Genomic DNA, 26,363 nt, shown 5'->3' on the forward strand with positions numbered 1-26,363 from the left:
GGCTCCGTCCTCAACCACGCTTCATTTCGGCGAGATAGGACCGCACCGGCTTGTCGGCCGCCGGCACGCGCTTGAGGAAGGCGTCGAGCTGCGGCGCAGTCTTGGCGCGGATGTCCGTCATCATCGCGTCCGAGAGCGGCACCACCTCCATGCCGCCTTCCTTGAGACGGTTGAGGCTGTCGACGTCGGCCTTGAGCGAGTTGGCCCAGAAGCCCGGCTCCATCTTCGCCGCAATATCCGCGACGACCTTCTGCTGATCGGCAGAGAGTGCCTTCCAGGAGTCGAGATTGACGGTGAGCATCTGCGACGACCAGACGTGGTTGGTCGGATAGACGTATTTCAGGAACTCCCAGAACTTGCCGTCGACGCCCGACACCGAGGAGGTCGAGACGCCAGAGACGGCGCCCGAGGCCAGCGCCGGGATCGTCTCGCCCCAGGGGATCATCACCGCCGCCATGCCGATCGCATTCAGCATGTCGACCGCGTTCTTGTCGGGCACGCGGATCTTGATGTTCTTCAGACCCTCGACGTCGGCGACCTTCGCCTTGAGGTGCAGGTACTGCGTCGGCCACGGCACGATGTAGAGGATCTTCTGGTTGTTGCGCGCGGCGATCTTCTCGTATTCGGGCCGCACATATTTGTGCAGCACCTTCAACTCGTCCACGGAGCCGCACAGGAACGGGATGCTCTCGACGCCCATGAAGGGCTCGTCGCCGACCTGCTGGATGTTGAGGACGTCGGCGAGCGGCACCAGGCCGTCGCGCACGGCGCGCAAATGCTCGGGCCCCTTGAAGCCGAGCTGGCCGCCGGCCTTCACGGTGATCGCAACCGCGCCGCCCGTCTGCTTCTTCACTTCCTCGGCGAAGGCCATCGCATTCTGGGTGTGGAAATTGCCGTCGGGCCACACCGTCGACATGTCCCAGCTCGTCGTCGCCGCCCGGGCGCGGGTCGAGATATGGCCGGCGGCGAGCAGCGTCGCTGCGCCCGTGGTGAAGTTCCGTCGCGTGATCATCGAGCCCCTCCGTTTGTTACCACGTGCGCGGACGTGTCAGCGCGCGTACCCGTAAACTGCAACCGCATTGTCGGCGGAGACGAGCCCGCTCTCGACATCCTCCTTGACCGCCCTGCGCTCGCGCGTCGCGGGATCGCCGATGCCGGCGCCGCCGGGCGTCAGCACCACCAGCCGGTCGTCCGGCGGCACCTGCTGAAAGCCCTTGCCGCGCAGCTTCTTGCCCGACTTCAAGCCGACGTAACCGGCCTCGCCGTTCTGGCCGCCGTCGCGGCCGCGCGGCGGATGATCGATGCGATCGAACGCGGCCAGGATGTCGAACGGCGCGTCGACGCCGCTGCCGACCTCGATGATCTGGCCGAGCCCGCCGCGGGTGCGCCCTGCGCCGCCGGAGTCCGGACGCAGCTCCTTGCGCCAGAAGATCAACGGCGTCTGCGTCTCCGCGATCTCGACCGGCGTGCCGCGCACGCCGCTCGGGTAAGCCGTCGCCGACAGCCCGTCCTTGCCGAAGCGCGCGCCGGTGCCGCCATTGGAGGTCACCGCCATCGAGAACCCGTAATTGCCGCCGACGCCGGAGCGGGTCTGGCCGCGCACGTTGAGATTCCACAGGCACGAGGTGCCTTCGGCCGGGACGCGCTCGGGGATGATCTGGCGCAGGCAGCCGAACACGACGTCGGGCAGCATCTGGCCGATGATGTGGCGCGAGGCGACCGGCGCCGGCTTGGGCGCATTGAGGATCGCGCCCGCAGGCGCCGACACCGTCAGCGGCGACAGCGAACCGGCATTGTTCGGGATCTGCGAGGCGACGACGCAGCCGAGGCCGAACACGGTGTAGGCCGTAGTGTAGGACAAGGGCACGTTGATGCCGAACTTCGAGGCGGCCGAGGTGCCGTCGAAATCGACATGGATGCCTTCGTCCGAGATCGTCAGCGTCGCGGCCAGCGTCACCGGGGCGTCATAGCCGTCGACGACCATGGTGTTGCGCCAGCTGCCCTTCGGCAGCTTGGCGATCTCGGCGAGCACCGCCTCGCGCGAGCGCGCGCAGATGTAGTCGCCGAGCTCGTCGAGCGTATCGATGCCGAACTCGGTCATCATCTCGACCAGGCGCTCGCAGCCGACGTCGTTGCAGCCGGCGAGCGAATAGGTGTCGCCCTCGGTGTCGATCGGCAGCCGCGTGTTGGTGCGGATCATCGCCATCAGCGTCTCGTTGACGACGCCCTGGTCGATCAGCTTCAGCATGGGGATATAGAGCCCCTCCATGAAGACGTCGGTGGCATCAGGCCCGAAGCCGATGCCGCCGATGTCCATGAGGTGGCTGGTGCAGGAGAACAGCGCCACCGGCCTGCCGTCCTTGAAGCAGGGCGTGGTGACGACGAAATCGTTGAGATGGCCGGTGCCCATCCAGGGATCGTTGGTGATGTAGGCGTCGCCCTCTTTCATCGTCTCGATCGGAAAGCGGTCGATGAAGTGCTTGACCGATTCCGCCATCGAGTTGACGTGACCGGGCGTGCCCGTCACCGCCTGCGCCAGCATGCGCCCCTTGAGGTCGAACACGCCGGCCGAGAGGTCGCCGCACTCGCGCACGATCGGGCTGAAGGCGGTGCGCAAAAGCACCTGCGCCTGCTCCTCGACCACGGCGATCAGCCGGTGCCACATGATCTGGAGGTCGATCAGGCTCGCGCCATTTGCCTTGTTCATGATCAGGCCGCCTTCCGTTCCATGACGATGCTGCCGGCACCGTCGATATGGGCGTCAAAACTGGTGGAGACGAAGGTCGAGGTTTCGTCCTCGGCGATCACCGCGGGCCCGGCGATGGTCGCGCCCGGCGCCATGTCCTCGCGGCGATAGAGCGGGATCTCGATCACCTCGCCCGCACGCCCGTCGAAGAACCTGCGGCTGCCGCTCGCCTTTCCGGCGGGCGTGCGCGCGACGGCGGCGACGGTGGACGGATTGCGCGCTTCCGTCGTCGCGAGCACCGACCAGCTCAGCACCTCGATCGCAGCACCCGGGATCGGGCGCTCGAACATCGCCGAATAATCCGCCTCGAACTTCTGCCGCAGGCCGGCGAGATCGGCCGCCGTCAGCCGCCGGTTCGGCAGCTCGACGCTGATCTCGTGCCCCTGTCCGACATAGCGCATGAAGGCGGCCCGCCGCTCGCGCACCGGCGCGCCGGCAGCGCCGGGCTCGACCAGGGCGCGCGCCTCGGTCACCATCTCCTGCAGGAGATCGGAGACCGCCTCGGTGTCGAAATCGTCGAGGCGGACGTGACGGCTGCGTACCAACTCATAAGCGATGGGCGCGGCAAGGAAGCCGACCGCCGAGCCGACGCCGGCATTCGACGGCACGATCACCCGGGAGACGCCGATCTTCTCGGCCACACGCGCCGCATGCAGCGGCGCCGCACCGCCAAAGGCGATCAAGGTGTGCTGGCCGACGATCTCGCCGCGCTCGACCGCATGGACGCGCGCCGCGCTCGCCATGTTCTCGCAGACGACCTCGTGAACGGCATAGGCCGCGGTTTCCGCCGACAGGCCGAGCGGTTCGCCGACGTCACGCAGCAGCGCCTGCTTCGAAAGCTCGATGTCGAGCTTGATCGTACCGCCGGCAAACGCGTCGGGATCAATCATGCCGAGCGCAACGTCCGCATCCGTCACGGCAGGGCGCTGGCCGCCGCGACCGTAACAGGCCGGGCCCGGCTCCGAAGAAGCACTCTCGGGACCGACCGTGACGCGCTTCATCGCATCGACATGGGCGATCGAGCCGCCACCGGCGCCGATCTCGACCATCTCGATCACGGGGATTCGCACCGGCAGGCCGGAGCCTTTCAGGAAGCGCGCCGCACGATCGACCTCGAACACGCGCGAGGTCTCGGGCTGGTATTTCTCGATCAGGCAGATCTTTGCGGTGGTGCCGCCCATGTCGAAAGATAGCACCTTGCTCTCGCCGAGCCGTGCCGCGATCTGCGCCGCGAAGATCGCCCCGCCCGCAGGGCCGGATTCGACAAGACGCACCGGAAAGCGCCGCGCGGTCTCGATCGAAGTGACGCCGCCGCCCGAGGTGACGAGATAGATCGCGCCGCGGAACTGCTCGACCTGCAAGGCATCGGCCATGCGGGCGAGATAGCCGTCGATCAGGGGTTGCACATAGGCGTTGGCAACCGCAGTCGATGTGCGCTCGTACTCGCGGATCTCCGGACAGACCGCAGAGGACACGGTCACGGAGATGCCGGGCATCTCCTCAGCCAGGATCGCGGCTGCACGCCGCTCGTGCTCGGGATTGGCGTAGGAGTGCAGGAAGGCGATCGCGACGCTTTCGACCTTCAACTCACGCAATTTTGGCGCGAGTGCGCGCACTGAGGCCTCGTCGAGCGGGAGGCGGACGGCGCCGTGAGCGTCGACGCGCTCGGGCACGGTAAAGCGCAGGCTGCGCGGCGCCAGCGGCCTCGGCTTGTCGATGCCGAGATCGTACTGGTCGTAGCGGCTCTCGGTGCCGATATCGAGCACGTCGCGAAAGCCGTCGGTCGCAATCAGGGCCGTCCTGGCGCCGCGGCGCTCGATGATGGCGTTGGTCGCGAGCGTGGTGCCGTGAATGAAGACGTCGATGTCGCTGATATGGGCGCGGGCGTCGGCGAGGATGAGACGCATGCCGTCCAGCACCGCCTGTTCGGGACGCTGCGGCGTCGTCAGCAGCTTGCGCGTCTTGCGATCCTGTCCCACGTCCAGCACGATGTCGGTGAACGTGCCACCGATATCCACGGCAAGCCGCACCTCGGCTCCCTCAAGCATTCCAAATTCTCCGCGCTGATCGTCAAGACTGAGGTCGAAAGCGCAGCAATTTCCATGCCATGGACGGCAAGGACAACGTCGCGCCCGGCCATTCTGCTTGGCACCTATGCAATAGGCAAGGCGTGTTCGCGAGTCCCGCGATCAGAGCAGGAATGCAAGCGCCGCTTCGCAGCGCTCCTCGACCTTCAGAGTCAGGAGATCGTCGGCGCGAGTGCGGCCGAGATTGACGGCTGCAATCGGAATGTTGCGCTGCGCCGCAGCCTGCACGAAGCGGAAACCGGAATAGACCATCAGCGAGGAGCCGACGATCAGCATGGCGTCGGCCTGCGACAGATGGTCCTGCGCGGTGGCGACGACGTCGCGCGGCACGTTCTCGCCGAAGAACACGACGTCGGGCTTGAGGATGCCGCCGCACGCCTCGCAAGGAGGCACCTGGAAGGACGAAAAATCCTCGTGCTCGAGATCAGCATCGCCATCCGGTGCATCGGCGGCATCGAGCGTCAGCCACGTCGCATTGGCGCGACCAAGCGCGTGCTGAAATTCTTCGCGCGGCGTCTTCGCGCCGCAGCTCATGCAGCGCACCAGATCGAGCCGGCCGTGCAGGTCGATGACCTGGCGCTGGCCGGCGGACTGATGCAACCGGTCGACGTTCTGGGTCAGCAGCATCCCGCAGCGGCCCTTCGCCTCAAGCCGCGCCAGCGCATGATGCGCATCGTTCGGCTTCGCCTGACCAAACCGCCTCCAGCCGATCAGGCTGCGCGCCCAATAGCGCTGGCGGGTCTGTTGCTCCGACATGAAGGCCTGGAAGTTGACAGGCTGGGTCCGCTTCCAGTTGCCGTTTCCGTCGCGATAATCGGGAATGCCCGAATTGGTGCTGCAGCCGGCGCCGGTCAGCACGAACAGCTTTTCGTGCCGGTCGAGGAAGTCCTGCAGCGGTCGATTTGCCAGCGGAGCATTTGCCATGGCGCAGATGTAGTTCGCGCCGCGACATTTTGCCAGATCACTCCCGGACCGGCGCCCCGAAGCGGGCGGCGGATCGATCCGTGCCGGAGAAGTGCCGGCGGCGAATGCTCGCGCACCGGTTCGTTCTGCCCCGAACACGTCGCCCGTCAGATCTGGGCTGGATCGGTGTCATGCCTGTGCTTGTGAAGAAACCGGGCAATCTGCCCGCGGAGCGCCGCCGTGTCCAACAATGTTCCGACCGAACCGGCGGTGTCGAAAATCTCGCGCTGAAGCGTCGTCGGCAGGGAATTCCATTGCATGATGACGGCCGCGCCGAGACAGCGCAAAACGCGCTCTTCCTCCGCCGCGAGGGCTGCTCCACGCAGTCGCTCCGCCTCACCGGCGTTGACCGCATCCGCGTATTGGTCCGCGAGAACCTGCTCGTTGTCCGCGCGCCATGCAAGGCTATCCTGCAGTTTCTCGAATTTGCGGGTGTCATCCTTGCCGGGCGAAGTCCTGGCCAGTTCGCCGTACGCGGCCGCTTTTGCGCGATACTGTAGAAATTTGAACATGCTGCCTCCTTTCGTCGAAATTCGCCGCGCGCGGCGGACGACCGGCCCGAGGTCGGTGTTCGACCAGCCCGCGCGCAGAAGGCACGCCGAAACCGACTACCATTGGATCAACATCGAAACGGCGATCAACAGCACGAAGAAGACCGGGAGCAGGACCGGCGGCACGAGCCACTCGCGAAGACTGAATCCGGGGGAATCCGACATATTGACCGCCTCTTGGTCGCGGCGGGAGCGCAATGCTCTCAGTCACCGATAACGGCCGAGGGGCGAGCGGTGATCAAGCGGATATAGGCACCTCTCGCCAAATAGCGAGGCTTGCGACGGACTATTTGTCCCGAGCAGCACCGCACCGGGTTGTAACCCTGTCGCCAGATCATCATTTGAAAGAGGCGCGACCGGCTCGCTCTTGTCAGGCCTCGACGAAACGTCCGCGTTCCTGACGCACGCAAGCCCGGCGTCGGCCACCCAGGGGTGCCCCGGCTCAAACGGCGTGAAGGCGCACGGCACCTGCAACCTGATCGGCCCGAACCATGATTGATTTTCCAAATCACAGTCGCTCATATGACCAGACACGGCGTGCCGTGCGGTTCTGGGGACACGACAGCGCCATCGAGGCCTCGTTCTTCATCGACGAAGGCGCGTTGAAGCGGATTCAACCGGGCGCCGATGCGACCGAATCGGGATTCCTGAACGCGTTCGATCGCAACCGCGACTTGATATGTGCCGCCGCGGCCAGGAAGTATGTCCGCGGCAGCAGGGGCTCCTACGACCTGCTCGCAGGAGATTTCTGAAGCGGCCAATGAGATCGTGATTTCGTCCGTGGACCCACGTTTCTAGCTTGCCCAGTTCTCGCGGAATTCCGGGAACAGCGTCAGGCCTCCGCAGGCATAGAGGGTCTGCCCGGTGATGTAGCTCGCATCGTCCGAGGCGAGGAAGGCGAAGACGGCGGCGATTTCCTCCGGTGTGCCGACGCGTCCCATGGGAATGTGGCTGGTGACGGTTCCGCGCTTTTCGGGATCGCCGGTCCAGGCCGCGTTGATCGGGGTGTCGATCGCGCCCGGACCAACGGCATTCACACGAATGCCCCGGCCAGCGAACTCCAGCGCCAGCGTGCGCGTCAGGTTGGCCATGCCGCCCTTGCTGATCGAATAAGCGAGATAGCCGGGCTTCGGAATGATCTGGTGCACGCTGGAGCAGTTGATGATGCTGCCGCCTCCCCCGCGCGCCACGAAATGCGCGAGCGCCTTTTGCGCACAGAGCACCGCGCCGTTGAGATTGACGTCGATGATGCGGCGATAGGTTTCGACGTCGAGCGCCTCGCTCGGCGATTCCCGCTGGAAGCCGGCGTTGTTGACCAGACAATCGAGGCGCTTGAAGCGCGCCAGGACCGTCTCGAACATGGCCGCGACCTGCTGTTCATTGCTGACATCGGCCTTGACGATGACGTGATCGAGCCTGCCGTGACCACGATCGCTCGATGCGGTCCGCGCCATGGCGAGCGACTCTTCTGCTCGCTCGGCATGATCGACATAGTTGATCGCGACGGTCGCGCCTTCCCCGGCAAGCCTGATGGCGACGGCGCGGCCAATGCCTTGCGAGGCGCCGGTCACCAGCGCGTATTGGCCGACGAGGCGCGAAGGATATGAAGTCGGGCGATTGGGTTGTGGCATGGTCTCTCTCCGGAATGCCTCATCATCGGCGGAACGCGCCTTTTGTTCCATCCTGTCAGCGCATCGCTGGGATTCACTCCACGCGGCGCGCCAGTGGTGAGGTCAGGATCTGGTAAAGAATGATGGCGCCGAAGGTTGCGGTGCCGATCCCGCCGATCGTGAATGCGCCAAATTTGAGCGTGAGATCCCCCGCCCCCGCGGTCAACGCCACGGCGGCGGTGATCAGGTTTGCAGGATTGGCAAAGTCGACCTTGTTCTCGACCCAGATCCGGCCCGCCATCGCCGCGATCAATCCGAACAGCACGATCGAGAGGCCGCCGATGACGGGCCCGGGGATCGACAGGATCAGCGCGCCGAATTTCGGCGAGAAGCCGAGCAGGATCGACACGATCGCGGCGAAGGCAAACAGCAATGTCGAATAGACCTTGGTCGCGGCCATGACGCCGATGTTCTCGGCATAGGTGGTGACGCCGGTGCCGCCGCCGCTGGCTGCGACGATGGTCGCCAGGCTGTCGGCGAACAGGGCGCGCCCGAGATAGGCGTCGAGGCTCCGGCCTGTCATGGCGCCGACGGCCTTGATGTGACCGAGGTTCTCGGCGACGAGAATGATCGCAACCGGCGCAATCAGGAAGATGGCATCCGCCTGGAACGTCGGCGCAGTGAAGTTCGGCAGGCCGATCCACGGCGCGGCCGCCAATTGGGCAAAGTCGACCGGCTTGCCGAAGCCGAACCCGTTCGCAAACAACAGGTAGAGAAGGTAGCCGCCGATTGCCCCGAGGATGATCGGCAGCCGGCGCCACAGGCCGGGCGCAGCAACTGCAACCACGCCGATGATCAGAACGGTGGCGAGCCCGATTCCCGTGTCGAAGGTGTTGGCGCTCACCGCCTTGACCGCCACGGGCGCGAGGTTGAGACCGATCGCGGCGACCACCGCACCGGTGACGGCCGGCGGCAGCAGCCTCTCGACCCAGCCGACCCCCGACCACATCACCACCAGCGCGATCACCCCGTAGAGCACGCCCGCTCCGACGATGCCGCCGAGCGCGACCGAGATATTGGGATTCGCCCCATGCCCGGCATAGCCGGTGGCCGCGATGACGACGGCGATGAACGCGAAGCTCGAGCCGAGATAGCTCGGCACGCGCCCGGCGACGATGACGAAGAAGATCAGCGTGCCCACGCCGGAGAACAGCACTGCCACATTGGGATCGAACCCCATCAGCAGCGGCGCGATGATCGTCGAGCCTGACATCGCGACGCAATGCTGGAGACCCGAGACGACGGTCTGGCCCCAGGACAGCCGCTCCTCCGGCATGATCACGCCCGAGGTCTTCAGCGTCCAACGCGGAAAATAGCTCTGTGCTTGCTCGTCCGAGCCGGTTGCTGTCGACATGTTCCCCCCAGTTGCGGTGCAGCGATCGATCGTCGTGCGATCCGACAAAATTGTGATTGTCGCTTCTGCGGTGACCATCACATGATGCAAAGATTCAAATCTTTGCAAGATCAATGCGTTCCAGGGCCCACACTATGACACAAGTCGCGATCCAGCCAACCATCCGCCGACGGCATCAGCCCTGGTACAAGATCCTTTATGTGCAGGTCCTGATCGCCATCGCGTTCGGGGTGCTGATCGGCTATTTCTACCCGGATCTCGGCAAGGCCTTGAAGCCGCTCGGCGACGGCTTCATCGCGCTGATCAAGATGATGATCGCGCCTGTCATCTTCTGCACCGTGGTGCACGGCATCTCCTCGATGGGCGACCTCAAGCGCGTCGGCCGGGTCGGGCTGAAGTCGCTGATCTATTTCGAGACGGTCTCGACCGTTGCACTCGCGGTGGGCCTTTTGGTCGGCGAGATCCTCCAGCCGGGCCACGGCTTCAACATCGATCCCGCAACGATCGACCCGAAATCGGTGGCGACCTACGTCACCAAGGCCAAGGAGGAAGGCATCGTCGCCCATCTGATGGCGATCATCCCCGACAGCTATCTGGGCGCGATCGCGCGCGGCGACCTGTTGCAGGTGCTGTTGATCTCGATCCTCTCGGGCTTCGCCATCGCCTTCCTCGGCAAGGCCGGCGAGCCCATCGCGGATGCGATCGACAAGGCCGCAAAGATGTTCTTCGGCATCATCCGCATCATCGTGCGCGTGGCGCCGATCGGTGCCTTCGGCGCCATGGCGTTCACGGTCGGCGCCTATGGCCTCGGCTCGCTGCTCAACCTCGCCGCGCTGATCGGTACGTTCTACCTCACCAGCATGCTGTTCGTGCTCGTGGTGCTGGGCGCGATCGCCCGGCTCGCCGGCTTCTCGATCCTGCGCTTCATCGCCTACATCAAGGACGAGCTCCTGATCGTGCTCGGCACGTCGTCGTCCGAGACGGTGCTGCCGCAGATGATCCAGAAGATGGAGCATCTCGGCGCCTCGCGCTCCGTGGTCGGCCTCGTCATTCCCACCGGCTACAGCTTCAACCTCGACGGCACCAACATCTACATGACGCTGGCGACGCTGTTTCTGGCGCAGGCGACCAACACCCATCTGACGATCTGGCAGGAGCTCGGCATCCTCGGCATCGCCATGATCACGTCCAAAGGCGCTTCCGGCGTCACCGGCGCCGGCTTCATCACGCTCGCGGCGACGCTCTCGATCGTGCCCGACATCCCGATCCAGTCGATCGCGATCCTGGTCGGCATCGACAAGTTCATGAGCGAGTGCCGCGCGCTGACCAATCTGATCGGCAACGGCGTTGCCTGCGTCGTCATCAGCATCTCCGAAGGCGAGCTCGATCGCGAGGCGCTGCACGAGACCATGGCCCATCCGCTGGAGATGGGAGAAGCGCTGGAGCCGGGTGGAAGCGCGGCGTCATAGAGCCTCACCGGCGGCGCAATCGCATGTCGGAGGATCTTGCCCGCGGCCATCCTTCGAGACGCCCGCCTGCGGCGGGCCCTCAGGATGAGGTCGGAGTCTGTGGCGGCAGGTTCAACGAGCACCGATGCTGCTTAGCCTCATCCTGAGGAGCCCGCTGAAAGCGGGCGTCTCGAAAGACGAGGCGCGCGCTCAGGTCGCGCCCATTGTCTTGTACGATAGCCCTTCCCATACCGGGACGACAAAGCCCGGTTCCAATGCGGTAGTTTCCCGGAGTAGCAAAGTGATGCGGCACGCGTCACAACAATCGGATTGGGATCACCGATTGATACTCATTTTTTCCACCCGACGCGCTGGGGGCAGGGCGTCGGGTTTTTGAAAATCACAGCCATATCCAGATCGCCGGGCGGGATCAGACGGTCCCGCCATCGTGCAGCGCCGCGGCGGCAAGATCGATCCGCCGCGTCATCCCGATCGCTTCCAGGAACGCTTCGTCGTGGCTGACGACGAGCAGCGCGCCGTCATAGGCCCGCAAGCCCGCCTCGACCGCTTCGATGGAATCGATGTCGAGATGATTGGTCGGCTCGTCCAGGATCAGCAACGAGGGCGGCGCTGAACCGCCCAGCACGCAAGCCAGGCCCGCCCGGAACATTTGCCCGCCGCTCAGGCTCCCGACCCGTTGCAAGGCCGCATCTGCGCGAAACATGAAGCGCGCCAGGGCCGCGTGGCATTCATTCGCGCCCGCCTCCGGATTGAGGCGCCGGAAATTGTCCAGGATCGACACCGCGGGATCGAGCAGGCTGACCTTCTGGTCGAACAGCGCGAAGTCGGGCCGAACCCGCACGGTGCCGGCGAGCGGCCGCAGGTCGCCCGCGATCAGCCTCAGCAGCGTGGTCTTGCCCGAGCCGTTCGGCCCCGCCAGTGCGACCCGCTCGGGTCCGACCATCGAGAACGACAGGTCGCGCAAGATCGGCCGCGCCGGCTGATAGCCGGCGCTGACGCCGTCGAGAAAGACCACCTCCCGGCCCGTCGGCAGGTTCGTCGCGGGCAGCTTCACCGACAGCGGCTGAAGAATCTCGACGCGCCGGCGCGCCGCATCGACGGCCTCGCGCGCTTCTGCGCGCTGCCGCTCGGCGATTTGCGCGGTCTTGCCGCCGGTGTCCTCGCTGCGATCCTTGCGCGCCCCCGCCAGGATGCGCGGCATGTCGCCTTTGGCTCGCTTCTTCCGCCCGCCGCTGTCCTTGCGCGCTTTCCTCTCCGCGGCCTCCTGCGCCTTGCCGTCGATCTCCGACAGGCGCTTCTCGGCATGCGCGAGATCGTGCCTGACTGCCGCGAGCGCGACGGCCTTCTGCGCGCGGTAATGACTCCAATTACCGCCATATCGGGTTGCGCCCAGCGACGTCAGTTCGACGATGGCATCCATGGCTTCGAGCAGGCCCCGGTCGTGACTGACCACGATCGCACCGCCGCGCCAGGCGGCGAGGAGATCGGTCACCGCCTTGCGTCCGTCCTGGTCGAGATTGTTGGTGGGCTCGTCCAGCAGCAGAAAGTCCGGCTGGGCGAAGATCAGCGCAGCGAGCCGAACCCGGGTGATCTGGCCACCGGACAAGCACGACAGCTCCGTATCCGCATGAGGATCGAAACCGAGACGCGCCAACGCGCTCTCCAGTCGCGCCTCGAGCGTCCAGTCGATCGCGGAGATGTCGTCGACTGACGCCTCACCCCGCTCCGCTCGGCGCAGCAGCTCCAGCGCCGGCCGCACGCCGAACAGATCGGCCACGGTCGCGCCCTGAAGGACCTGCACGTCCTGACGCAACAGACCGACGGTGCCGTTGATCAGAACAGATCCGGACTGGGGAACAAGCTCCCCGGAAATCGACGCAAGCAGCGTCGTCTTGCCGACGCCGTTACGGCCGACGAGGCCGGTCCGCTCGGCCGCGAATGTCAGATCGACGTTGGAGAGAAGAGAGCGGCCGTCAGGCGTGGACAGCGACAGGTTCGACAGGATGATTGAAGCAGGCATGGAATTCCCCGTGAGCAAGGCGGATGGGCTTTGCGATCGGGGTGAAATCCATGGCTGCGAGCTTCCTGATTGAAGAGTTCTGTAACTACTCCCGTCAGGGGACGAGATCAAGGCGCGGCGCGCGGAGACGGCAGCGCGGGAGACGCTGCCGTCCTTCGTTGCCGTGCGGCGCGATCAGCCCTTGAGCGCGGTGACCACCACCTCGATCAGGGCGCTGCCGCCGAGATCGGCGACGCCGACGGTGGCGCGGGTCGGCAGGTTGTCGCCGAAGAACTCGGTCCAGACCGGGTCCATCTCGTTCTTCTTGGAGAGGTCGGTCACGAAGATCGAAGCGCTGACGACGCGCGACTTGTCGGTGCCGGCCTCCTTCAGATAGCCGGCGATCTTGCCGAGGATGTTGCGGGTCTGCTCGCCCATCGAGCCCGAGGTGTCGTCGGCGATGGTGCCGCCGATGAAGACGAAGCCGTTGGCTTCGACGGCGCGGTGCTGAATGGGCGTGCGAATGCTGCGGGTGATGCTCATGATGTCCTCTTGTTGTTAGAGCGTGGAGGGATGAAAGCGATCGATGCCGAGATCGCCGATTCGGGTCTGCGTGCCGCCGTTGACAATCAGCTCCGCCATCACGGCGCCGGCGCCGGGGCCGAGCTGGAAACCGTGCAGCGAGAAGCCGAACTGGTGATAGAGGCCCCTGTGGCGGCTGCTCGGCCCGAACACGGGAATGTCGTCCTTCATCTTGGCCTCGATACCGGCCCAGGCGCGCACGATGGTGGCGCTGCGCATCACCGGAAACAGCTCGAACACGGTCTGCGCGCTGGTCGCAAGGCTCTTCCAGTCCAGCACCGTCTCGTTGCGGTCCTGATAGGGCGTCGCCAGATGGCCGCCGCCGATCAGCACGGTGCCATTCTTGAACTGCTTGAAGGACAGTTTTCGGCCGCGCAGGATCACGACGGGGTCTATAAAGTGCGGCACGCGCGAGGTGATCATCAGCATCGGCGCGACGGTCTCGACCGGCACGGGCTCGCCGAGATCGGCCGCGATCCTGCCGGCCCAGGCGCCGGCGGCATTGACCAGCACCGGCGCGGCAAAGGTTTCGGTGCCGACATCGACAGACCAGAGGCCGTCGCCGTAGCGGATGTTGTTGGCCGCCACGCCTTCGCGAACGGTCGCGCCGAGCTGCTCCGCCTTGCGGCGGAACGCCGTCGTCGTCTGCGCCGGATTGGCCGCGCCGTCGCGGCGAGAGACCACGCCGCCGGGGCAGGTCTCGGCGACCGCCGGTACCAGCCGCCGCAATTCAGCCGCGTCGATCAGCTCCTCATGGGTGAATCCAAGCGCATTGAGCTCGGCAACGCGCGCGCGACAGACCGCGAGCTCTTCCTCGTTCTCGGCCACCAGGACCTGGCCGTAGCTCTCGAAGCTGCAATCGTCGTCGAGGAGATCGTTGATCCTCTCCCAGATGCCCATCGAGCGGATCGAGAGCGGGATCTCGGGAATGTGCCGCGCGAGCTGGCGGACGCCGCCGGCATTGACGCCGGAGGCGTGGCGGCCGGCATAGTCCTTCTCGATCAGCACCGGCTTCAGGCCGGCGAGGCACAGATGCAGCGTGGTCGAGCATCCGTGGATGCCGCCGCCAATGACGATCGCATCCACGTTTGTTGTCATCCGCGCACCACCGCCTTGACGTCCGCCTCGCTCTTCGGCACGGCGGCGAGCTCGGCGAGCGTGATCGGCTTCACCGGTGCACGCAGCCGATAGTAGCCGATCTCCTGCGGAGTCTTGCCGCGCGCCTGCGCCATCAGCTCGGTGACGGTGAGGCCGCAGAGCCGGCCCTGGCATGGCCCCATGCCGGTGCGACGATAGGCCTTGAGCTGGTTCGGCCCGGTCGCGCCGATCGCGACGGAATCGAGAACGTCCTTGGCGGTGACCTCCTCGCAGCGGCAGACGATGGTGTCGCCCTTGGGAATCCGGAACTGCGGCGCCGGGCGGAACAGCGTGTCGAGGAAGACGCGGCCGCGCTCGGCCTTGGCGAGATCGGAACGGAGCGCCGCCATGGCAGGGAGTTTCGCCGCGGCTGCGGGCGCAAGCGATTCGACTGCCGCTCGCGCGGCGATGCGGCCGCGAACCACGGCGGCATTGGCACCGCCAATGCCCGCGCCGTCGCCGGCAATCGCGATGCCGGCCACCGACGAATTGCCGCTCACATCCAGCACCGGCGACCAGCAGAGTTGCAGATCGTCCCAGCGATGCTCGACGCCGGCCGCCATCGCCAGATTGACGTTGGGCACGACGCCTTGATGCAGCAGCAGAAGATCAGCCGGAATGGTCTCGCGCTTGCCGCCCGCGACATAGCTGACGCTGGCGAGTTGGCCGTCGCCGGCCGCAGCAAGCTCGGTGACACCGGAGACGACCTGCACCTTGGCCTTGACCTCGCGCATCATCGACAGGCCCTTGGCGAAATAGGGCGAGGTCAGGAACGCGAAGGCGTGCGGCAGCGCGGCGACATAATTGCCGCGCTCGGTGGTGTCGAGGATGCGGTCGATGCGGCCGCCGAGGCGCAGGATCTGCGCAGCGAGCAGCCAGAGCAGCGGCCCCTGCCCCGCGATCACCGTGCGGCCATCAGGCACCAGCGCCGATGATTTCAGCATGGTCTGCGCCGCGCCGGCAGTCATCACGCCCGGCAGCGTCCAGCCGGGAATTGGGAACGGCCGCTCCAGCGCGCCGGTCGCGAGGATCACGCGCTTCGCCCTGACGAAGGCGGAGGCGCCGCCGATCGAGACGGCGATGTCGAGATTGCGGTCGAGGCTCCAGACGGTCGCACGCTGGATCACTTCCGCATTGCTCGCGCGCAGCGCCTGCACGAGATCCGAACCGACCCAATAATCCGCACCGAGCTGGTTGCGGTCGGTCACGGGCGTCGAGGAGATCGCACGAAACACCTGACCGCCGGGGCCGATGTTCTCGTCGAGCATCAGCGTCGTCAGACCTGCGCCGGCGGAGGTCGCCGCGGCGGCAAGGCCGGCCGGCCCGGCGCCGATCACCACGACGTCGTAGTCGTCACGCTTGGGAGCCACGCTCATCGTCCGATCTCCCGCTTGCCCTTCTGGATTTCGATCTGCATGCCCTCGGCGACGGGCACGAGGCAGCCCTGGCGGTTGCCGACGCCGTCGATGGTGACGAGGCAGTCGAAGCACACGCCCATCATGCAATAAGGCAGGCGCGGCGCGCCGCTGACGGCCGTCGAGCGCCGCGCGTCGACGCTGGAGGCCAGTAGCGCGGCGGAGACAGTGTCGCCCTGGCGCGCCGCGACGGCCACGCCGTCGACGAAGATCTGGACCTGCGGACGCTTGTCCTGTTCGGATCGCTTGAACATGGGATGCCTCGTGGCTCCTTTGGAATCTCTAATAGCCGCTGTTGTCCGCGGCACCCGCGCCGCCGAAGCGGCTGGCGGAGAACGCGCCGACCAGCTCGGGCTCCAGCGCACCCTGCGCGACCATACGCGAGATCTCGAACGCGTGGTTGGAGGCGAGCGTCACGCCGGAATGGCAGCAGGCGACGAAGGCGCCGGGATGCGTCTCCGACTGGTCGTAGATCGGAAATCCGTCCTGCGGCATCACGCGAATGCCGGCCCAGCTTCGGACCACGTTGAGCCGCGACAGATGCGGGAACATGCGCTGGGCGCGATCGGTCATGACAGCGCTGATCGAATGTTTCAGCGTGCGGTCGTCGAGCTCGTCCTCCTTGCTGTCGCCGATCATCACCGTGCCCTCGTCGGTCTGGCGGATCGTGGTCAGCGGATGCGGCAGGAACGGCATGGTGCGCTCGGTCACCACGATCTGGCCGCGGGTCGGACCCATCGGCGCGTGGAGGCCGACCATCGGCGCCAGCGTCTGGTTGGCGTTGCCGGCGGCCAGCACGATTTTGGCGGCGCGCAGCTCGCCCTTCGGCGTGGCCAGGCGGAATTCGCCGCCGCTCTTGCTGATCGCCGAAACCGGCTGCTCCGGAAAATAGTCGATGCCGAATGCCTTGAAGCCGGTGTGAAAGGCGCGGAAGGTGCGCAGCGAGTTGACGTGGCCGTCGAGCGGACAATAGCTGCCGCCGGACACTTCGGGGCCAATCAGCGGCAGCGACTTCTTCACCTCGGACGCCGACAGCATCTCCATCTTGTAGTCGGCAGCACCGGTCTGGTTGTGCATGCGCTTGACGAGCTCGGTGCGTTGGCCGAATTCGTCGTCGCCGAGCGTCAGGTGGAAACCACCGTTCTGCTGGAGCGCGACATCGAGCCCCGTCTGCTGCTTCAGCTCCGAGGCGAGGCGTCCCCAGGCTTCCGACGCGCGCACGGTCCAGACCGTGTAGGCGGGCATGCCGAGTCCCTTGCTCTGCACCCAGACCAGCGCAAAGTTCGCGCGCGAGGCACGCTTGGTGATGTCGCCCTCGTCGAGCACGGCCACCTTCTGGCCGAGGCGGCCGAGGCCCCAGGCAATGGCGGAGCCGAGCAGTCCGCCGCCGACGACAGCGACGTCGTAGTCTCCTGACATGGATTCTCCTATCGTCCCGTATCGCCCTTGCCGGCGAGCACGCGGTCGAGCCCGTAGAAGCGGTCGAGCAGAATGAGGGCGGTCATGGTTACAGCGATCACGCAGGCCGAGACCGACGTCACCAGCGGATCGATGTTGTCCTGGATGTAAAGGAACATGCGCACCGGCAGCGTTTCGGTGCCGGGCGCGGCGAGGAAGACGGTCATGGTGAGATCGTCAAAGGACTGGATGAAGGCGAGTGCCCAGCCGCTGATGACGCCGGGCAGGATCAGCGGCAGGGTCACGCGGCGAAACAGCGTCCAGCCGCCGGCCCCGAGCGAGACCGCGGCCATCTCGACGGTGCGGTCCATGCCGGTCGCCGCCGCCAGCGTCAGCCGCAGCGCGAACGGAAACACGATGATGACATGGGCGATGATCAGCGCCGCAAAACTGCCGCCGAGGCCTGCCGAGGTGAAGAAGCGCAGGAAGGCGATGCCGAGCACCACGTGGGGGATCATCAGCGGCGACAGGAACAGCGCCGCCAGCGCGTCGCGGCCACGGAAGCGATAGCGCGCGATCGCGAGCGCCGCCGGCACCGCGAACAGCAGCGCGACGAAGGACGACAGCGCGCCGAGCCCGAGGCTGACCCAGAAGGCGTGGATGAATTCTGGGTAGTTCGCGATCGCCCTGAACCAGCGCAGCGAGAAGCCGTTGGTCGGCAATGAGAGAAAGCCTTCCGGCGTGAAGGCGACGAGACAGACCACCGCGATCGGCGCCACCATGACGACGACGAAGATGGTGTGGAAGATCAGCGCCAGCGGGCCGTTCCGGCTCATCGGAACACCTCCGCATAGCGGCGCTCGATCAGCGCGTTGCTGCCGACCACGATCAGCACCAGCGCGACCAGCAGCAGCGTCGCGACGGCGGCACCGAGCGGCCAGTTCAACGTGTTGAGGAATTCGTCATAGGCGAGCGTCGCCGCAACCTTGAGCCGGCGGCCGCCGATGATCGCGGGTGTCGCGAAGGCGCTGGCCGAGAGCGAGAATACGATGATCGCGCCCGACAGCACGCCCGGCATGATCTGCGGCATGATGATGCGGCGGATGATGGTGACGGGGCCGGCACCGAGCGACATCGCGGCATTCTCGATCTGCGGATCGAGCCGCTGCAGCGCCGCCCACACCGACAGCACCATGAACGGCATCATCACATGCGCGAGCGCGACCACCATGCCGGTTTCGGTGAACATGAAGGGAATGGGCGAGCGCATCACCCCGAGCGACATCAGCAGCTTGTTGACGAGGCCGTTGTTGCCGCCGAACAGCAAGGCCCAGCCGAGCGTGCGCGCGACCACGGAGATCAGCAGCGGGCCGAGGATGACCAGCAGGAAGAAGCTCTTCCAGCGGCCGTCCATGCGGTTGAGGATGTAGGCCTCGGGTGCGCCGAGCAAGGCGGTGAGCAGCGTGGTCAGGATCGCGATGCGAAACGTTCGCCAGAACATCTCGGCGTAATAGGGATCGGTCGCGATCTCGTGCCAGTTCTTGAGGATGAAGACCGGCTCGATGCCCTTGTACTGGCCCCAATCGTGGAACGACAGCATCACCGTCATCGCGAGCGGAATCAGCAGCACGCCGACGAACAGCATCAAGGCGGGCGCCGTCAGCGCCCATGGCGCGCGTATGTTGCGTTCCTCAGCGGCCATGCTCATGCGCCGGCCCTCGCACGCACGCTCATGTCCTCGGGTCGCCAGGTGAGGCGAACCGCGTCGCCTTCGGCCGGCTGCGCCTTGCCGTCATTCTGTCGGATCACGATCGCCGGGCCGCATTCGCTATCGCACTGGAACAGCCAGTGATTGCCCTGGAAGATGCGCGTGATGATCTTTGCGCTGAGACCGGTATCGCCGAAGCCGATTCTTTCGGGGCGAATGCTGACCGTAACAGGACCGCCGAGCCCGGCCGGCGCCGGTGCTCGCCAGGAGCCCGCCACCAACTGCGTCGGCGCGACGGTCCGGTCGATCGTTCCGGCAAAATCATTGGTCTTGCCAAGGAACTGCGAGACGAAGGCCGAGGCCGGCCGCTCGTAAGTCTCCTGCGGCGTGCCGATCTGCTCGATCTTGCCCTGGCTCATCACCACGATGCGATCGGACAGCGACATCGCCTCGTTCTGGTCGTGGGTGACGAGGATGGTGGTGGTGCCGATGGTGCGCTGGATCTGGCGCAGCTCGATCTGCATCTCCTCGCGCAGCTTGGCATCCAGGTTCGACAGCGGCTCGTCGAGCAGCAGCACGCTCGGCTTGATCACCAGCGCGCGCGCCAGCGCCACGCGCTGCTGCTGGCCGCCGGACATGCGGCGGGGATGGCGCTCCTCAAAGCCGGCGAGGCCCACCATCGCGAGCGCGGCGCGGACGCGCTCGGCCTTTTCGGCGCGCGGCACATTGCGCATCTCCAGGCCGAACGCGACGTTCTCCGCCGCCGTCATGTGCGGAAACAGCGCGTAGCTCTGGAACACGATTCCGAGGCCGCGCTTGGCCGGATGGATCGCGGTGAGGTCCTTGCCCTCGAGGCGGATCGCGCCGCGCGAGGGATCGAGGAAGCCCGCGATCATCTGCAAGGTCGTGGTCTTGCCGCAGCCGGAAGGGCCGAGGAAGGAGATGAACTCCCCCTTCCCCACCGACAGGCTGAAGTCGTCGACCACAGTCTGCGCGCCGAACTGCTTTGCGACCCGGTCGAGCTCGAGATAGGCCATGCGCTGTCTCCGCGAACGATCAGATCAGCGCTCGACCTCGCGATTCCAGCGCTTGGTCCACTCCTCGCGCTTCTCGTTGATGACGGTCCAGTCCGGATTATAGAGCTTGGCCGCGCGCTCGCCGATCGGCGCCATCTTGCCGAGCTCCGGCGGGATCACCAGCGATTTCAGCACCGGGCCGTAGCCGTAATCCTTCAGCAACACGAGCTGGATCTTGGGATCGAGCAGCATCTTGACGAAGCTGGACGCCAGCGGCGAGGCGTTGGGCTTGGCGATCGGGCAGGCCGTCGTCAGCAGCGTCGCCGCGCCTTCCTTCGGGTAGACGAAGTCGACGGGGAAGCCGGTATTGGCAAAGCTCTGCACACGGCCGGTGCCCCACACCGCGATCACGGCCTGGCCGGACTGGAACAGCTCGGTCATCTTGCCCGGCGACGGCTCGTAGGCGAGCACGTTCGGATTGATCTGTTCCTTGAAGATCTTGAAGCCGGAATCGACGTTGGTCTCGCCGCCGCCGTTCATCTTCGACAGCATCACCAGCGCTTCCAGACCATAGGTGTTGTTGATCGGCGGGATCACCAGCTGCTTGGCGTATTTGGTGTCCTTGAGGTCGTTCCACGAGGTCGGCGGCGCCCAGCCTTTCTCCTTGAACACCTTGGTGTTGTACATCAGGCCGGTCGCGACGATGCCGATGGCGACGGCGCGATCGTCCTTGAAGCGCGCGGCGTCGTAGAGATCGGCGGGCAGGCCGTCGAGCTTGCCGCAGAAGCCGAGCTGGATCGCCTGGTACATCGGGCCGTCATCGACGATGGCAACGTCGATCTGCTGGTTGCCCTTCTGCGCCTGCAGCTTGGCCAGCGTGTCCGTGGAGTTGCCGGCGACGTATTCGACCTTGACGCCGTTCTCCTTCTCGAAGGCCGGGATCACCTCGTCGCGGATCGTCTTCTCGAAAGAGCCGCCATAGCCGGCGATGTACAGCGTCTTTTGCTGGGCCGGGGCGACCGAGGGGGCGGCGATGAGCGCTGCGATGCTGACCGCGGTCAGAAGGCGAAAAGTCTTCATGTGGACCGATCTCCATACCGGAATGAGGTGACGTGCCGACAGATCTCCGGCTGGGGCGCCTTCCGCATTTCCTTCCGCGCGATTCCCGCCGCTCACAGGGCTCCGGCCCCTGTTCGGCAGGTTTTGGCGCGATTTGGAGGTTTGAACCCCTCCAATCTGCCGAAAAAGCGGGCTGGCTCCAGCTCTGATGAAAAAGATCGCAAACCTATACTTCCATCGTCCAATGAATAATGGCACCCTTTGCATGCCAAAATGTTATGATTGGAATGGGCGATGGCGCGGATCAATTCGCGGCAGGTGGAGGCCTTCCGGGCGATGATGCTGACCGGCAGCGTCACGGAGGCGGCAAAGCTGATGGTGGTGACCCAGCCGGCGGTGAGCCGGCTGCTGCGCGACCTTCAGGCGCTGCTCAAGATGACGCTGTTCGAGCGGCGCGGCACCGGCCTCGTGCCGACCGCGGCGGCCATGGCGCTTTATACCGAGGTCGAGCGTTCCTTCGTCGGCCTCGAACGCATCACGGCCGCAGCCGAGGAAATCCGGGGCCGCCGCACCGGCTCGCTGCGCATCGCGGCATTGCCGGCGTTGGCAAACGGCTATCTGCCGCGCCTGGCCGGACACTTCCTGCAGGAGCGACCGAACCTCAACCTCGCCTTCTTCGGCGTGATCTCGCCGATCGTGGTCGACTGGGTGCTGAACAATCAATGCGACATCGGCTTTGCCGAGGTGCCGATCGCCCATTCCGGCCTGCCGAGCCTGCGACTGCCGGCGCCCGCCCGCGTCGCGGTGCTGCCGACCGGCCATCGCCTCGCGGAAAAGGAGGTGCTGGAGCCCCGCGATTTCGAGGGCGAGACGTTCATCTCGCTGTCGGCGGGATCATCGAGCCGACATCTCGTGGACCAGGTCTTCAACCGGCATGAGGTTCGCCGCGTGCTGCGGGTCGAGACCACCTTGTCGGAGATCATGTGCGGCATGGTCTCGTCAGGGCTTGGCGTTGCGATCTGCGATCCCTTCACCGCGCGGGAATTTGCCACCCGCGGCGTGGTCGCGCGCCGTTTCCTGCCGCGCATCGACTTCGAATTCTCCGCCGTCTTCCCGGCACAGCGCAGCCCATCGCCAGTGGCGCTGGATCTCGTGGAGACCATGCGCAAGGCGCTCGACAGCTTCGAGGATTAAACAGCACCCCGGCTGAAGGCGGTTGACGTGGCCGCCATGGGCGCAGTGTTATAGGGATGGAATCGAAGCAGGGCGCATGGCACGCATCACCATCATCGAGACCGGGCTCGTCCCCTCCGAATATCGCGAGCACCACGGCTCGTTTCCCGACATGTTCGCGCGCATGGTTCGCGCCGAGGATCCGGCGGCCACGGTCGACATCGTCAGCATCCCCAACGGCGATGCGCTGCCCGACCCGCGCAAGCTCGAGGCGGTGCTGATCACCGGCGCGGCCGCCGGCGTCTATGACGGGCTCGACTGGATCGCGCCACTGGAAGATTTCGTGCGCACCGCCTACGCCAACAAGACACCGATGGTCGGAATCTGCTTCGGCCATCAGCTGATCGCGCAGGCGCTCGGCGGCACCGTGCGCAAGTCGGAGAAAGGCTGGGGCATCGGTCGTCACGTTTATCAGGTGCTGCCGGAGAACGGCGTCATTGGCGGCGAAGCGGTCGCGATCGCCGCCTCGCACCAGGACCAGGTGATCGAGCCCCCGAACGATGCGCTGACCATCCTCTCGTCCGACTTCACCCCGCATGCCGGCCTGCTCTACGCCAACGGCGCGACGCTGACCGTGCAGCCGCACCCGGAATTCGACGTAGGTTTCGCGCAAGTGTGCTGCGACCTCCGCGACGGCAAGGCGCCGGATGACGTCGTGGCGACGGCAAGGGAGTCTCTCGCGCAGCCGATGGACAGCGCAAAGCTCGGCGGCGCGATCACGCGGTTCCTGGCGCGCAAATCCATCCCCTCATCCTGACGAGCCCGCCAAAGGCGGGCGTCTCGAAGGATCGAGGTCCCGACTGTAGCATCTGGAGCCTGCATTCGAGACGCCGCTTCGCGGCTCCTCACCATGAGGGCAGAGTTAGAACGGATCGCGCCCCAACCCCGGGACATCCGCCGGCCGCGGCCCCGGCGCGGCCCAGTGGAAACGCCGATCCTTCTCCGCAATCATGATGTCGTTGATCGAGGCCTCGCGCCGCCGCATCAGGCCGTGCTCGTCGAACTCCCACTGCTCGTTGCCGTAGGAGCGATACCACTGGCCGCTCGCGTCGTGCCATTCGTATTGGAAGCGCACCGCGATGCGGTTTTCGTCGAACGCCCAGAGATCCTTGATCAGGCGGTAGTCGTGCTCCTTCTCCCATTTGCGGGTGAGAAAGGCGACGATGGCCTCACGACCCTGAAACACCTCGGAGCGATTGCGCCAGCGGCTGTCCTCGGTATAGGCGAGCGAGACACGCACCGGATCGCGCGAATTCCAGGCGTCCTCGGCCATGCGCGCCTTCTGCGCGGCGGTCTCACGGGTGAAGGGCGGAAGCGGCGGACGCGACATGATGGCCTCATCGGTTGGTGTGCGCGGCAATCTATCGCCGCATGCCGCGGAGTCGAGAGGCCATCCCCTATCGGGCGATCACGAAATCAGATCGGCCTTCATCAGCATGCGGATCGATTTCGGGATCGGCTGCGCGCGGCCGCCGCTGATGAAGGCGACACGCACCTCGGCCTTCACCAGCACCTCTTCGCCGCGCCGCACCTCCTGCGCCAGCATGATCGAGGCGCCCTTCACCGCGACCGGCCAGGTCACGACGTCGAGCACGTCGTCCATCCGCGCGGGCTTGAGGAAATCCAGATGCATCGAGCGCACCACGAAGGCAAAGCCCGTGCCCTCGGTCTCGGCCTGTTCGAACAGCGCCTGCTGCTCGGCGCCCATCAGCCTGAGATGATTGGTGCGTCCACGCTCCATGTAGCGCAGATAATTGGCGTGATAGACGATGCCGGAAAAGTCCGTGTCCTCGTAATAGACGCGGACCTGCATGTGATGGCGGCCGTCGCGGATCTCGCCGTCGAGATGGGCAGTCACGTCGCGAGCCTCTTCGCTTGTCGGGTACAGGCTCGTTTTGCGCAAAAACGGCCGGACGCGCAAGCGGGGCGCTTTTTGCTGGTCGCGTTTTCTTTACGCGAGCCGGTCCCCACTTCGCTCGAAAACGCTATCGGACACGACCAGCCCGGTGCTTCCCAGCGTCACCTCGACGATCTCGGGCGGCACGCCGACACGAACGGGCATGATGCTGCAACCGAGGCCGCCGGAGACGATGAGATCGCATTTCAGGCGGAAGTGGCCATAGGCGAGCCGCAGGCCGTTCATGGGCGACACGGCCGGCGACCAGCCGAGCAGGCGGACCTGGCCGCCATGGGTATGGCCGGACAGTTGCAGCGCGACGCGTGCCGGCACCAGCGGCGCGATGTTGGGCTCGTGCGCGAGCAGGATGACGGGCGCATCGTCGGTGACCTTCGCCAGCGTGCCCGCGAGATCGTCGGCGCCCAGCCGGTGCGCGCGGCCATAGCGCTTTGAGGGAAAATACGCCAGTTGATCGCCGAGCCCGGCGAGCCAGAACGAGCGGCCGTCCTTGGTCAGGCGCACGACGTCGTTCTCGTAGACGGGAATGCCGACCGCCTCGAGCGCCCGATGCGCGATGGTCGGCCCGTGCCCCGCCCGCTGCACGGTCCGGTCGTCCCAATAATCGTGGTTGCCCATGACGGCGTGGACACCAAGCGGCGCCTTGAGGCCGGCCAGCACCCTCGCCCATTCGCGCGACGGGATCAGCCGCGTGACGTGGTGGAGGCCGGCGACATAGTCGCCGAGCAGCACGATGATATCGGGCTTCAGCGCATTGGTGCGGTCGACGATGCCCTCGATCCGCTCCAGCGACATCCAGGGATCGCAGGCGTGGATATCGGCGATGGCGGCGATCTTCAGCGGGAAATCCTTCGGCCATTGCCGCGGCATCGGATGATAGCGGGTGACGCGAAGCCGCAGCACCGGCTCGACGCCGACACCATAGGCGGCGGTCGAGATGCCGAGGGCGGAGAGCCCGCCGATGGAACGGATGAAGTGACGGCGCGTGATCATGAATAACCCGCTTCAGCTACCGCCTCTCGATGCGATCGGATTGGAGCGGAATTGGGGTGCACTCGTGCAGACGGCCAGCATCTGCGTGCAGACGGTCTGCAAGGGGATTACCAACGGCTCTCGCCGACCAGCGCATCGAGCCGCGCCTTCAACGCGTCGGGTGCGCGGTAGTACCAGACGCCGCCGAGCAGATCACGAAAACGTTCATTGCTCCGCGCCTCGCGCTCGATGCGGTCGATCGTGGCGACGCTGATCACGTCTTCGAGGGGACCTGCGGCCAGCAGCGACAGCAGCACCGGATTGGCTTCGATCTTCAGGATCTCCAGGATGAGATCGATCAACTTGTCGGGATCGTCCTCACACAGGTCGCGTTCGAAATCCATGATCGCGAACAGATTGTCGTCCTGGTCACGCTCGGACTTGGAATATTGCTCGACCCAGGCGCGCGCCAACGCGGCCACCGACATGCTTGCGCAATCGAGCGGCTCGCGTGGCGTGCGCTGCGCCTGACGATCGGCCTGCCATGCCTTGCTGTCGGCAAGTCCTGCAATGCGCGACATCGAGGGATCGTCGGGCGCGACATGCACGCCACCGAGCAGCCAGCGCAGCCGGTCATTGTGCCCGGCCTCGTGCTCGATACGCGCAATCAAATCAGGATCGTGCGCATGGAGCAGCACCGGCAGAAACTTGTCGTCGAGCTGCATCACTGTCGGCTTGTCGGCCTCGGCCTTGAGCACCTCCAGCACGAGATCGAGCGCGGCTTCCGGCCTGCGATGCGGCAGATGATCGAAATAGAGTTTGAGAGTCCAGACGCTGCTGACCTGGTCGCGGCGGCTGACGCGCTGAAGCGCGCACCACATCGACCCCAACTCGTCGAGGGCCAGGGAATCGAGGAACGCCTCGGTCTCGTCGGGCGTGCGCAGCTGCGGCGTTGCCGCGATTACCTCGAGCAATCCAGCGTCTCCCGTCGGCTCCATTCTTCCCACTCCAATCCGTCTGCATCAGCGGCGAAGTCCGCCGCGCGTTCGGATTAGTGACGGGATTGGACCTCAGGGTTCACCGGTTACG

General features: G+C 65.8%; 25 protein-coding genes. 4 read left to right on the forward strand and 21 right to left on the reverse strand.

What is annotated here, in order from left to right:
- Window positions 1–10 precede the first annotated feature (10 nt).
- The 5 genes from CO669_RS11230 to CO669_RS11250 all read right to left on the reverse strand — a co-directional run bounded on the left by CO669_RS11230 (window position 11) and on the right by CO669_RS11250 (window position 6,308).
- A complete protein-coding gene (locus CO669_RS11230; RefSeq protein WP_097659870.1) occupies window positions 11–1,012 on the reverse strand; it encodes a TRAP transporter substrate-binding protein in 1,002 nt (333 codons plus the stop codon).
- Between the two features lie 36 nt (window positions 1,013–1,048).
- Window positions 1,049–2,707: a hydantoinase B/oxoprolinase family protein gene (locus tag CO669_RS11235; protein ID WP_097659871.1), complete on the reverse strand. Its 1,659-nt coding sequence runs from the start codon at window positions 2,705–2,707 to the stop codon at window positions 1,049–1,051.
- A gap of 2 nt (window positions 2,708–2,709) precedes the next feature.
- Window positions 2,710–4,794, reverse strand: a complete 2,085-nt coding sequence (locus CO669_RS11240; RefSeq protein ID WP_097659872.1) for a hydantoinase/oxoprolinase family protein — start codon at window positions 4,792–4,794, stop codon at window positions 2,710–2,712.
- 141 nt (window positions 4,795–4,935) lie between these two features.
- Window positions 4,936–5,757, reverse strand: coding sequence for an NAD-dependent protein deacetylase (locus tag CO669_RS11245; RefSeq protein ID WP_097659873.1), 822 nt, complete (start codon window positions 5,755–5,757; stop codon window positions 4,936–4,938).
- A 146-nt stretch (window positions 5,758–5,903) separates the two neighbouring features.
- Window positions 5,904–6,308, reverse strand: coding sequence for a hypothetical protein (locus CO669_RS11250; protein WP_097659874.1), 405 nt, complete (start codon window positions 6,306–6,308; stop codon window positions 5,904–5,906).
- A gap of 530 nt (window positions 6,309–6,838) precedes the next feature.
- Here CO669_RS11250 and CO669_RS11255 point away from each other — a divergent pair.
- On the forward strand, window positions 6,839–7,099 hold the full coding sequence (locus CO669_RS11255; protein WP_097659875.1) for a DUF1488 family protein: 261 nt from the start codon (window positions 6,839–6,841) through the stop codon (window positions 7,097–7,099).
- Between the two features lie 42 nt (window positions 7,100–7,141).
- On the opposite strand, the gene CO669_RS11260 is transcribed toward CO669_RS11255, so the two are convergent.
- Window positions 7,142–7,978: an SDR family oxidoreductase gene (locus tag CO669_RS11260; RefSeq protein WP_097659876.1), complete on the reverse strand. Its 837-nt coding sequence runs from the start codon at window positions 7,976–7,978 to the stop codon at window positions 7,142–7,144.
- Window positions 7,979–8,051: 73 nt separating this feature from the next.
- Window positions 8,052–9,371, reverse strand: coding sequence for a solute carrier family 23 protein (locus tag CO669_RS11265; protein WP_097659877.1), 1,320 nt, complete (start codon window positions 9,369–9,371; stop codon window positions 8,052–8,054).
- A 134-nt stretch (window positions 9,372–9,505) separates the two neighbouring features.
- Here CO669_RS11265 and CO669_RS11270 point away from each other — a divergent pair, with 134 nt between their 5' ends.
- On the forward strand, window positions 9,506–10,840 hold the full coding sequence (locus CO669_RS11270; RefSeq protein WP_097659878.1) for a dicarboxylate/amino acid:cation symporter: 1,335 nt from the start codon (window positions 9,506–9,508) through the stop codon (window positions 10,838–10,840).
- A gap of 409 nt (window positions 10,841–11,249) precedes the next feature.
- Here the strand turns inward: CO669_RS11270 and CO669_RS11275 are convergent, their stop codons facing one another.
- The 10 genes from CO669_RS11275 to CO669_RS11320 all read right to left on the reverse strand — a co-directional run bounded on the left by CO669_RS11275 (window position 11,250) and on the right by CO669_RS11320 (window position 21,175).
- Window positions 11,250–12,860 carry an ABC-F family ATP-binding cassette domain-containing protein gene (locus tag CO669_RS11275; protein ID WP_097659879.1) on the reverse strand — a complete coding sequence of 537 codons (1,611 nt, stop codon included), beginning with the start codon at window positions 12,858–12,860 and terminating at the stop codon, window positions 11,250–11,252.
- Between the two features lie 174 nt (window positions 12,861–13,034).
- Window positions 13,035–13,382 (reverse strand): RidA family protein, encoded by a 348-nt coding sequence (locus CO669_RS11280; protein WP_097659880.1) that lies wholly within the window; start codon window positions 13,380–13,382, stop codon window positions 13,035–13,037.
- 15 nt (window positions 13,383–13,397) lie between these two features.
- Window positions 13,398–14,519 carry an NAD(P)/FAD-dependent oxidoreductase gene (locus tag CO669_RS11285; RefSeq protein ID WP_097659881.1) on the reverse strand — a complete coding sequence of 374 codons (1,122 nt, stop codon included), beginning with the start codon at window positions 14,517–14,519 and terminating at the stop codon, window positions 13,398–13,400.
- Complete coding sequence (locus CO669_RS11290) at window positions 14,516–15,934, reverse strand: FAD/NAD(P)-dependent oxidoreductase (protein WP_097659882.1); 1,419 nt, start codon at window positions 15,932–15,934, stop codon at window positions 14,516–14,518. The genes CO669_RS11285 and CO669_RS11290 overlap by 4 nt, the downstream gene beginning before the upstream one ends.
- On the reverse strand, window positions 15,931–16,227 hold the full coding sequence (locus CO669_RS11295; protein ID WP_097659883.1) for a (2Fe-2S)-binding protein: 297 nt from the start codon (window positions 16,225–16,227) through the stop codon (window positions 15,931–15,933). Before CO669_RS11295 ends, CO669_RS11290 begins: the two co-directional genes overlap by 4 nt.
- A gap of 28 nt (window positions 16,228–16,255) precedes the next feature.
- Window positions 16,256–17,392, reverse strand: coding sequence for an NAD(P)/FAD-dependent oxidoreductase (locus tag CO669_RS11300; protein WP_097659884.1), 1,137 nt, complete (start codon window positions 17,390–17,392; stop codon window positions 16,256–16,258).
- Window positions 17,393–17,400: 8 nt separating this feature from the next.
- Entirely contained in the window at window positions 17,401–18,207 is an 807-nt protein-coding gene (locus tag CO669_RS11305; protein WP_097659885.1) for an ABC transporter permease, read from the reverse strand.
- Window positions 18,204–19,079, reverse strand: coding sequence for an ABC transporter permease (locus CO669_RS11310; protein WP_097659886.1), 876 nt, complete (start codon window positions 19,077–19,079; stop codon window positions 18,204–18,206). Before CO669_RS11310 ends, CO669_RS11305 begins: the two co-directional genes overlap by 4 nt.
- Window positions 19,076–20,116 carry an ABC transporter ATP-binding protein gene (locus CO669_RS11315; protein WP_097659887.1) on the reverse strand — a complete coding sequence of 347 codons (1,041 nt, stop codon included), beginning with the start codon at window positions 20,114–20,116 and terminating at the stop codon, window positions 19,076–19,078. The genes CO669_RS11310 and CO669_RS11315 overlap by 4 nt, the downstream gene beginning before the upstream one ends.
- A 24-nt stretch (window positions 20,117–20,140) precedes the next feature.
- A complete protein-coding gene (locus CO669_RS11320) occupies window positions 20,141–21,175 on the reverse strand; it encodes an ABC transporter substrate-binding protein (protein ID WP_198963955.1) in 1,035 nt (344 codons plus the stop codon).
- Window positions 21,176–21,448: 273 nt separating this feature from the next.
- Here CO669_RS11320 and CO669_RS11325 point away from each other — a divergent pair, with 273 nt between their 5' ends.
- Window positions 21,449–22,348 carry a LysR substrate-binding domain-containing protein gene (locus CO669_RS11325; RefSeq protein WP_097659889.1) on the forward strand — a complete coding sequence of 300 codons (900 nt, stop codon included), beginning with the start codon at window positions 21,449–21,451 and terminating at the stop codon, window positions 22,346–22,348.
- Window positions 22,349–22,424: 76 nt separating this feature from the next.
- Window positions 22,425–23,144 (forward strand): type 1 glutamine amidotransferase, encoded by a 720-nt coding sequence (locus CO669_RS11330; RefSeq protein ID WP_097659890.1) that lies wholly within the window; start codon window positions 22,425–22,427, stop codon window positions 23,142–23,144.
- Window positions 23,145–23,249: 105 nt separating this feature from the next.
- On the opposite strand, the gene CO669_RS11335 is transcribed toward CO669_RS11330, so the two are convergent.
- The 4 genes from CO669_RS11335 to CO669_RS11350 form a co-directional block, all read right to left on the reverse strand.
- Window positions 23,250–23,717: a nuclear transport factor 2 family protein gene (locus tag CO669_RS11335; protein WP_097659891.1), complete on the reverse strand. Its 468-nt coding sequence runs from the start codon at window positions 23,715–23,717 to the stop codon at window positions 23,250–23,252.
- 78 nt (window positions 23,718–23,795) lie between these two features.
- On the reverse strand, window positions 23,796–24,245 hold the full coding sequence (gene ybgC, locus CO669_RS11340) for a tol-pal system-associated acyl-CoA thioesterase (RefSeq protein ID WP_097660087.1): 450 nt from the start codon (window positions 24,243–24,245) through the stop codon (window positions 23,796–23,798).
- Window positions 24,246–24,338: 93 nt separating this feature from the next.
- Window positions 24,339–25,295 (reverse strand): metallophosphoesterase, encoded by a 957-nt coding sequence (locus CO669_RS11345; RefSeq protein WP_097659892.1) that lies wholly within the window; start codon window positions 25,293–25,295, stop codon window positions 24,339–24,341.
- Between the two features lie 107 nt (window positions 25,296–25,402).
- Window positions 25,403–26,248, reverse strand: a complete 846-nt coding sequence (locus CO669_RS11350) for a DUF6869 domain-containing protein (protein ID WP_245444282.1) — start codon at window positions 26,246–26,248, stop codon at window positions 25,403–25,405.
- Window positions 26,249–26,363: the final 115 nt, after the last annotated feature.

It is taken from the genome of Bradyrhizobium sp. Y36, assembly GCF_002531575.1.
Classification (GTDB): domain Bacteria; phylum Pseudomonadota; class Alphaproteobacteria; order Rhizobiales; family Xanthobacteraceae; genus Bradyrhizobium.

Coding starts and splice junctions, on each gene's coding strand:
- CO669_RS11230 (WP_097659870.1), bottom strand. CDS start 1,012: ATGATCACGCGACGGAACTTCACCACGGGCGCAGCGACGCTGCTCGCC.
- CO669_RS11235 (WP_097659871.1), bottom strand. CDS start 2,707: ATGAACAAGGCAAATGGCGCGAGCCTGATCGACCTCCAGATCATGTGG.
- CO669_RS11240 (WP_097659872.1), bottom strand. CDS start 4,794: ATGCTTGAGGGAGCCGAGGTGCGGCTTGCCGTGGATATCGGTGGCACG.
- CO669_RS11245 (WP_097659873.1), bottom strand. CDS start 5,757: ATGGCAAATGCTCCGCTGGCAAATCGACCGCTGCAGGACTTCCTCGAC.
- CO669_RS11250 (WP_097659874.1), bottom strand. CDS start 6,308: ATGTTCAAATTTCTACAGTATCGCGCAAAAGCGGCCGCGTACGGCGAA.
- CO669_RS11255 (WP_097659875.1), top strand. CDS start 6,839: ATGATTGATTTTCCAAATCACAGTCGCTCATATGACCAGACACGGCGT.
- CO669_RS11260 (WP_097659876.1), bottom strand. CDS start 7,978: ATGCCACAACCCAATCGCCCGACTTCATATCCTTCGCGCCTCGTCGGC.
- CO669_RS11265 (WP_097659877.1), bottom strand. CDS start 9,371: ATGTCGACAGCAACCGGCTCGGACGAGCAAGCACAGAGCTATTTTCCG.
- CO669_RS11270 (WP_097659878.1), top strand. CDS start 9,506: ATGACACAAGTCGCGATCCAGCCAACCATCCGCCGACGGCATCAGCCC.
- CO669_RS11275 (WP_097659879.1), bottom strand. CDS start 12,860: ATGCCTGCTTCAATCATCCTGTCGAACCTGTCGCTGTCCACGCCTGAC.
- CO669_RS11280 (WP_097659880.1), bottom strand. CDS start 13,382: ATGAGCATCACCCGCAGCATTCGCACGCCCATTCAGCACCGCGCCGTC.
- CO669_RS11285 (WP_097659881.1), bottom strand. CDS start 14,519: ATGACAACAAACGTGGATGCGATCGTCATTGGCGGCGGCATCCACGGA.
- CO669_RS11290 (WP_097659882.1), bottom strand. CDS start 15,934: ATGAGCGTGGCTCCCAAGCGTGACGACTACGACGTCGTGGTGATCGGC.
- CO669_RS11295 (WP_097659883.1), bottom strand. CDS start 16,227: ATGTTCAAGCGATCCGAACAGGACAAGCGTCCGCAGGTCCAGATCTTC.
- CO669_RS11300 (WP_097659884.1), bottom strand. CDS start 17,392: ATGTCAGGAGACTACGACGTCGCTGTCGTCGGCGGCGGACTGCTCGGC.
- CO669_RS11305 (WP_097659885.1), bottom strand. CDS start 18,207: ATGAGCCGGAACGGCCCGCTGGCGCTGATCTTCCACACCATCTTCGTC.
- CO669_RS11310 (WP_097659886.1), bottom strand. CDS start 19,079: ATGAGCATGGCCGCTGAGGAACGCAACATACGCGCGCCATGGGCGCTG.
- CO669_RS11315 (WP_097659887.1), bottom strand. CDS start 20,116: ATGGCCTATCTCGAGCTCGACCGGGTCGCAAAGCAGTTCGGCGCGCAG.
- CO669_RS11320 (WP_198963955.1), bottom strand. CDS start 21,175: ATGAAGACTTTTCGCCTTCTGACCGCGGTCAGCATCGCAGCGCTCATC.
- CO669_RS11325 (WP_097659889.1), top strand. CDS start 21,449: ATGGCGCGGATCAATTCGCGGCAGGTGGAGGCCTTCCGGGCGATGATG.
- CO669_RS11330 (WP_097659890.1), top strand. CDS start 22,425: ATGGCACGCATCACCATCATCGAGACCGGGCTCGTCCCCTCCGAATAT.
- CO669_RS11335 (WP_097659891.1), bottom strand. CDS start 23,717: ATGTCGCGTCCGCCGCTTCCGCCCTTCACCCGTGAGACCGCCGCGCAG.
- CO669_RS11345 (WP_097659892.1), bottom strand. CDS start 25,295: ATGATCACGCGCCGTCACTTCATCCGTTCCATCGGCGGGCTCTCCGCC.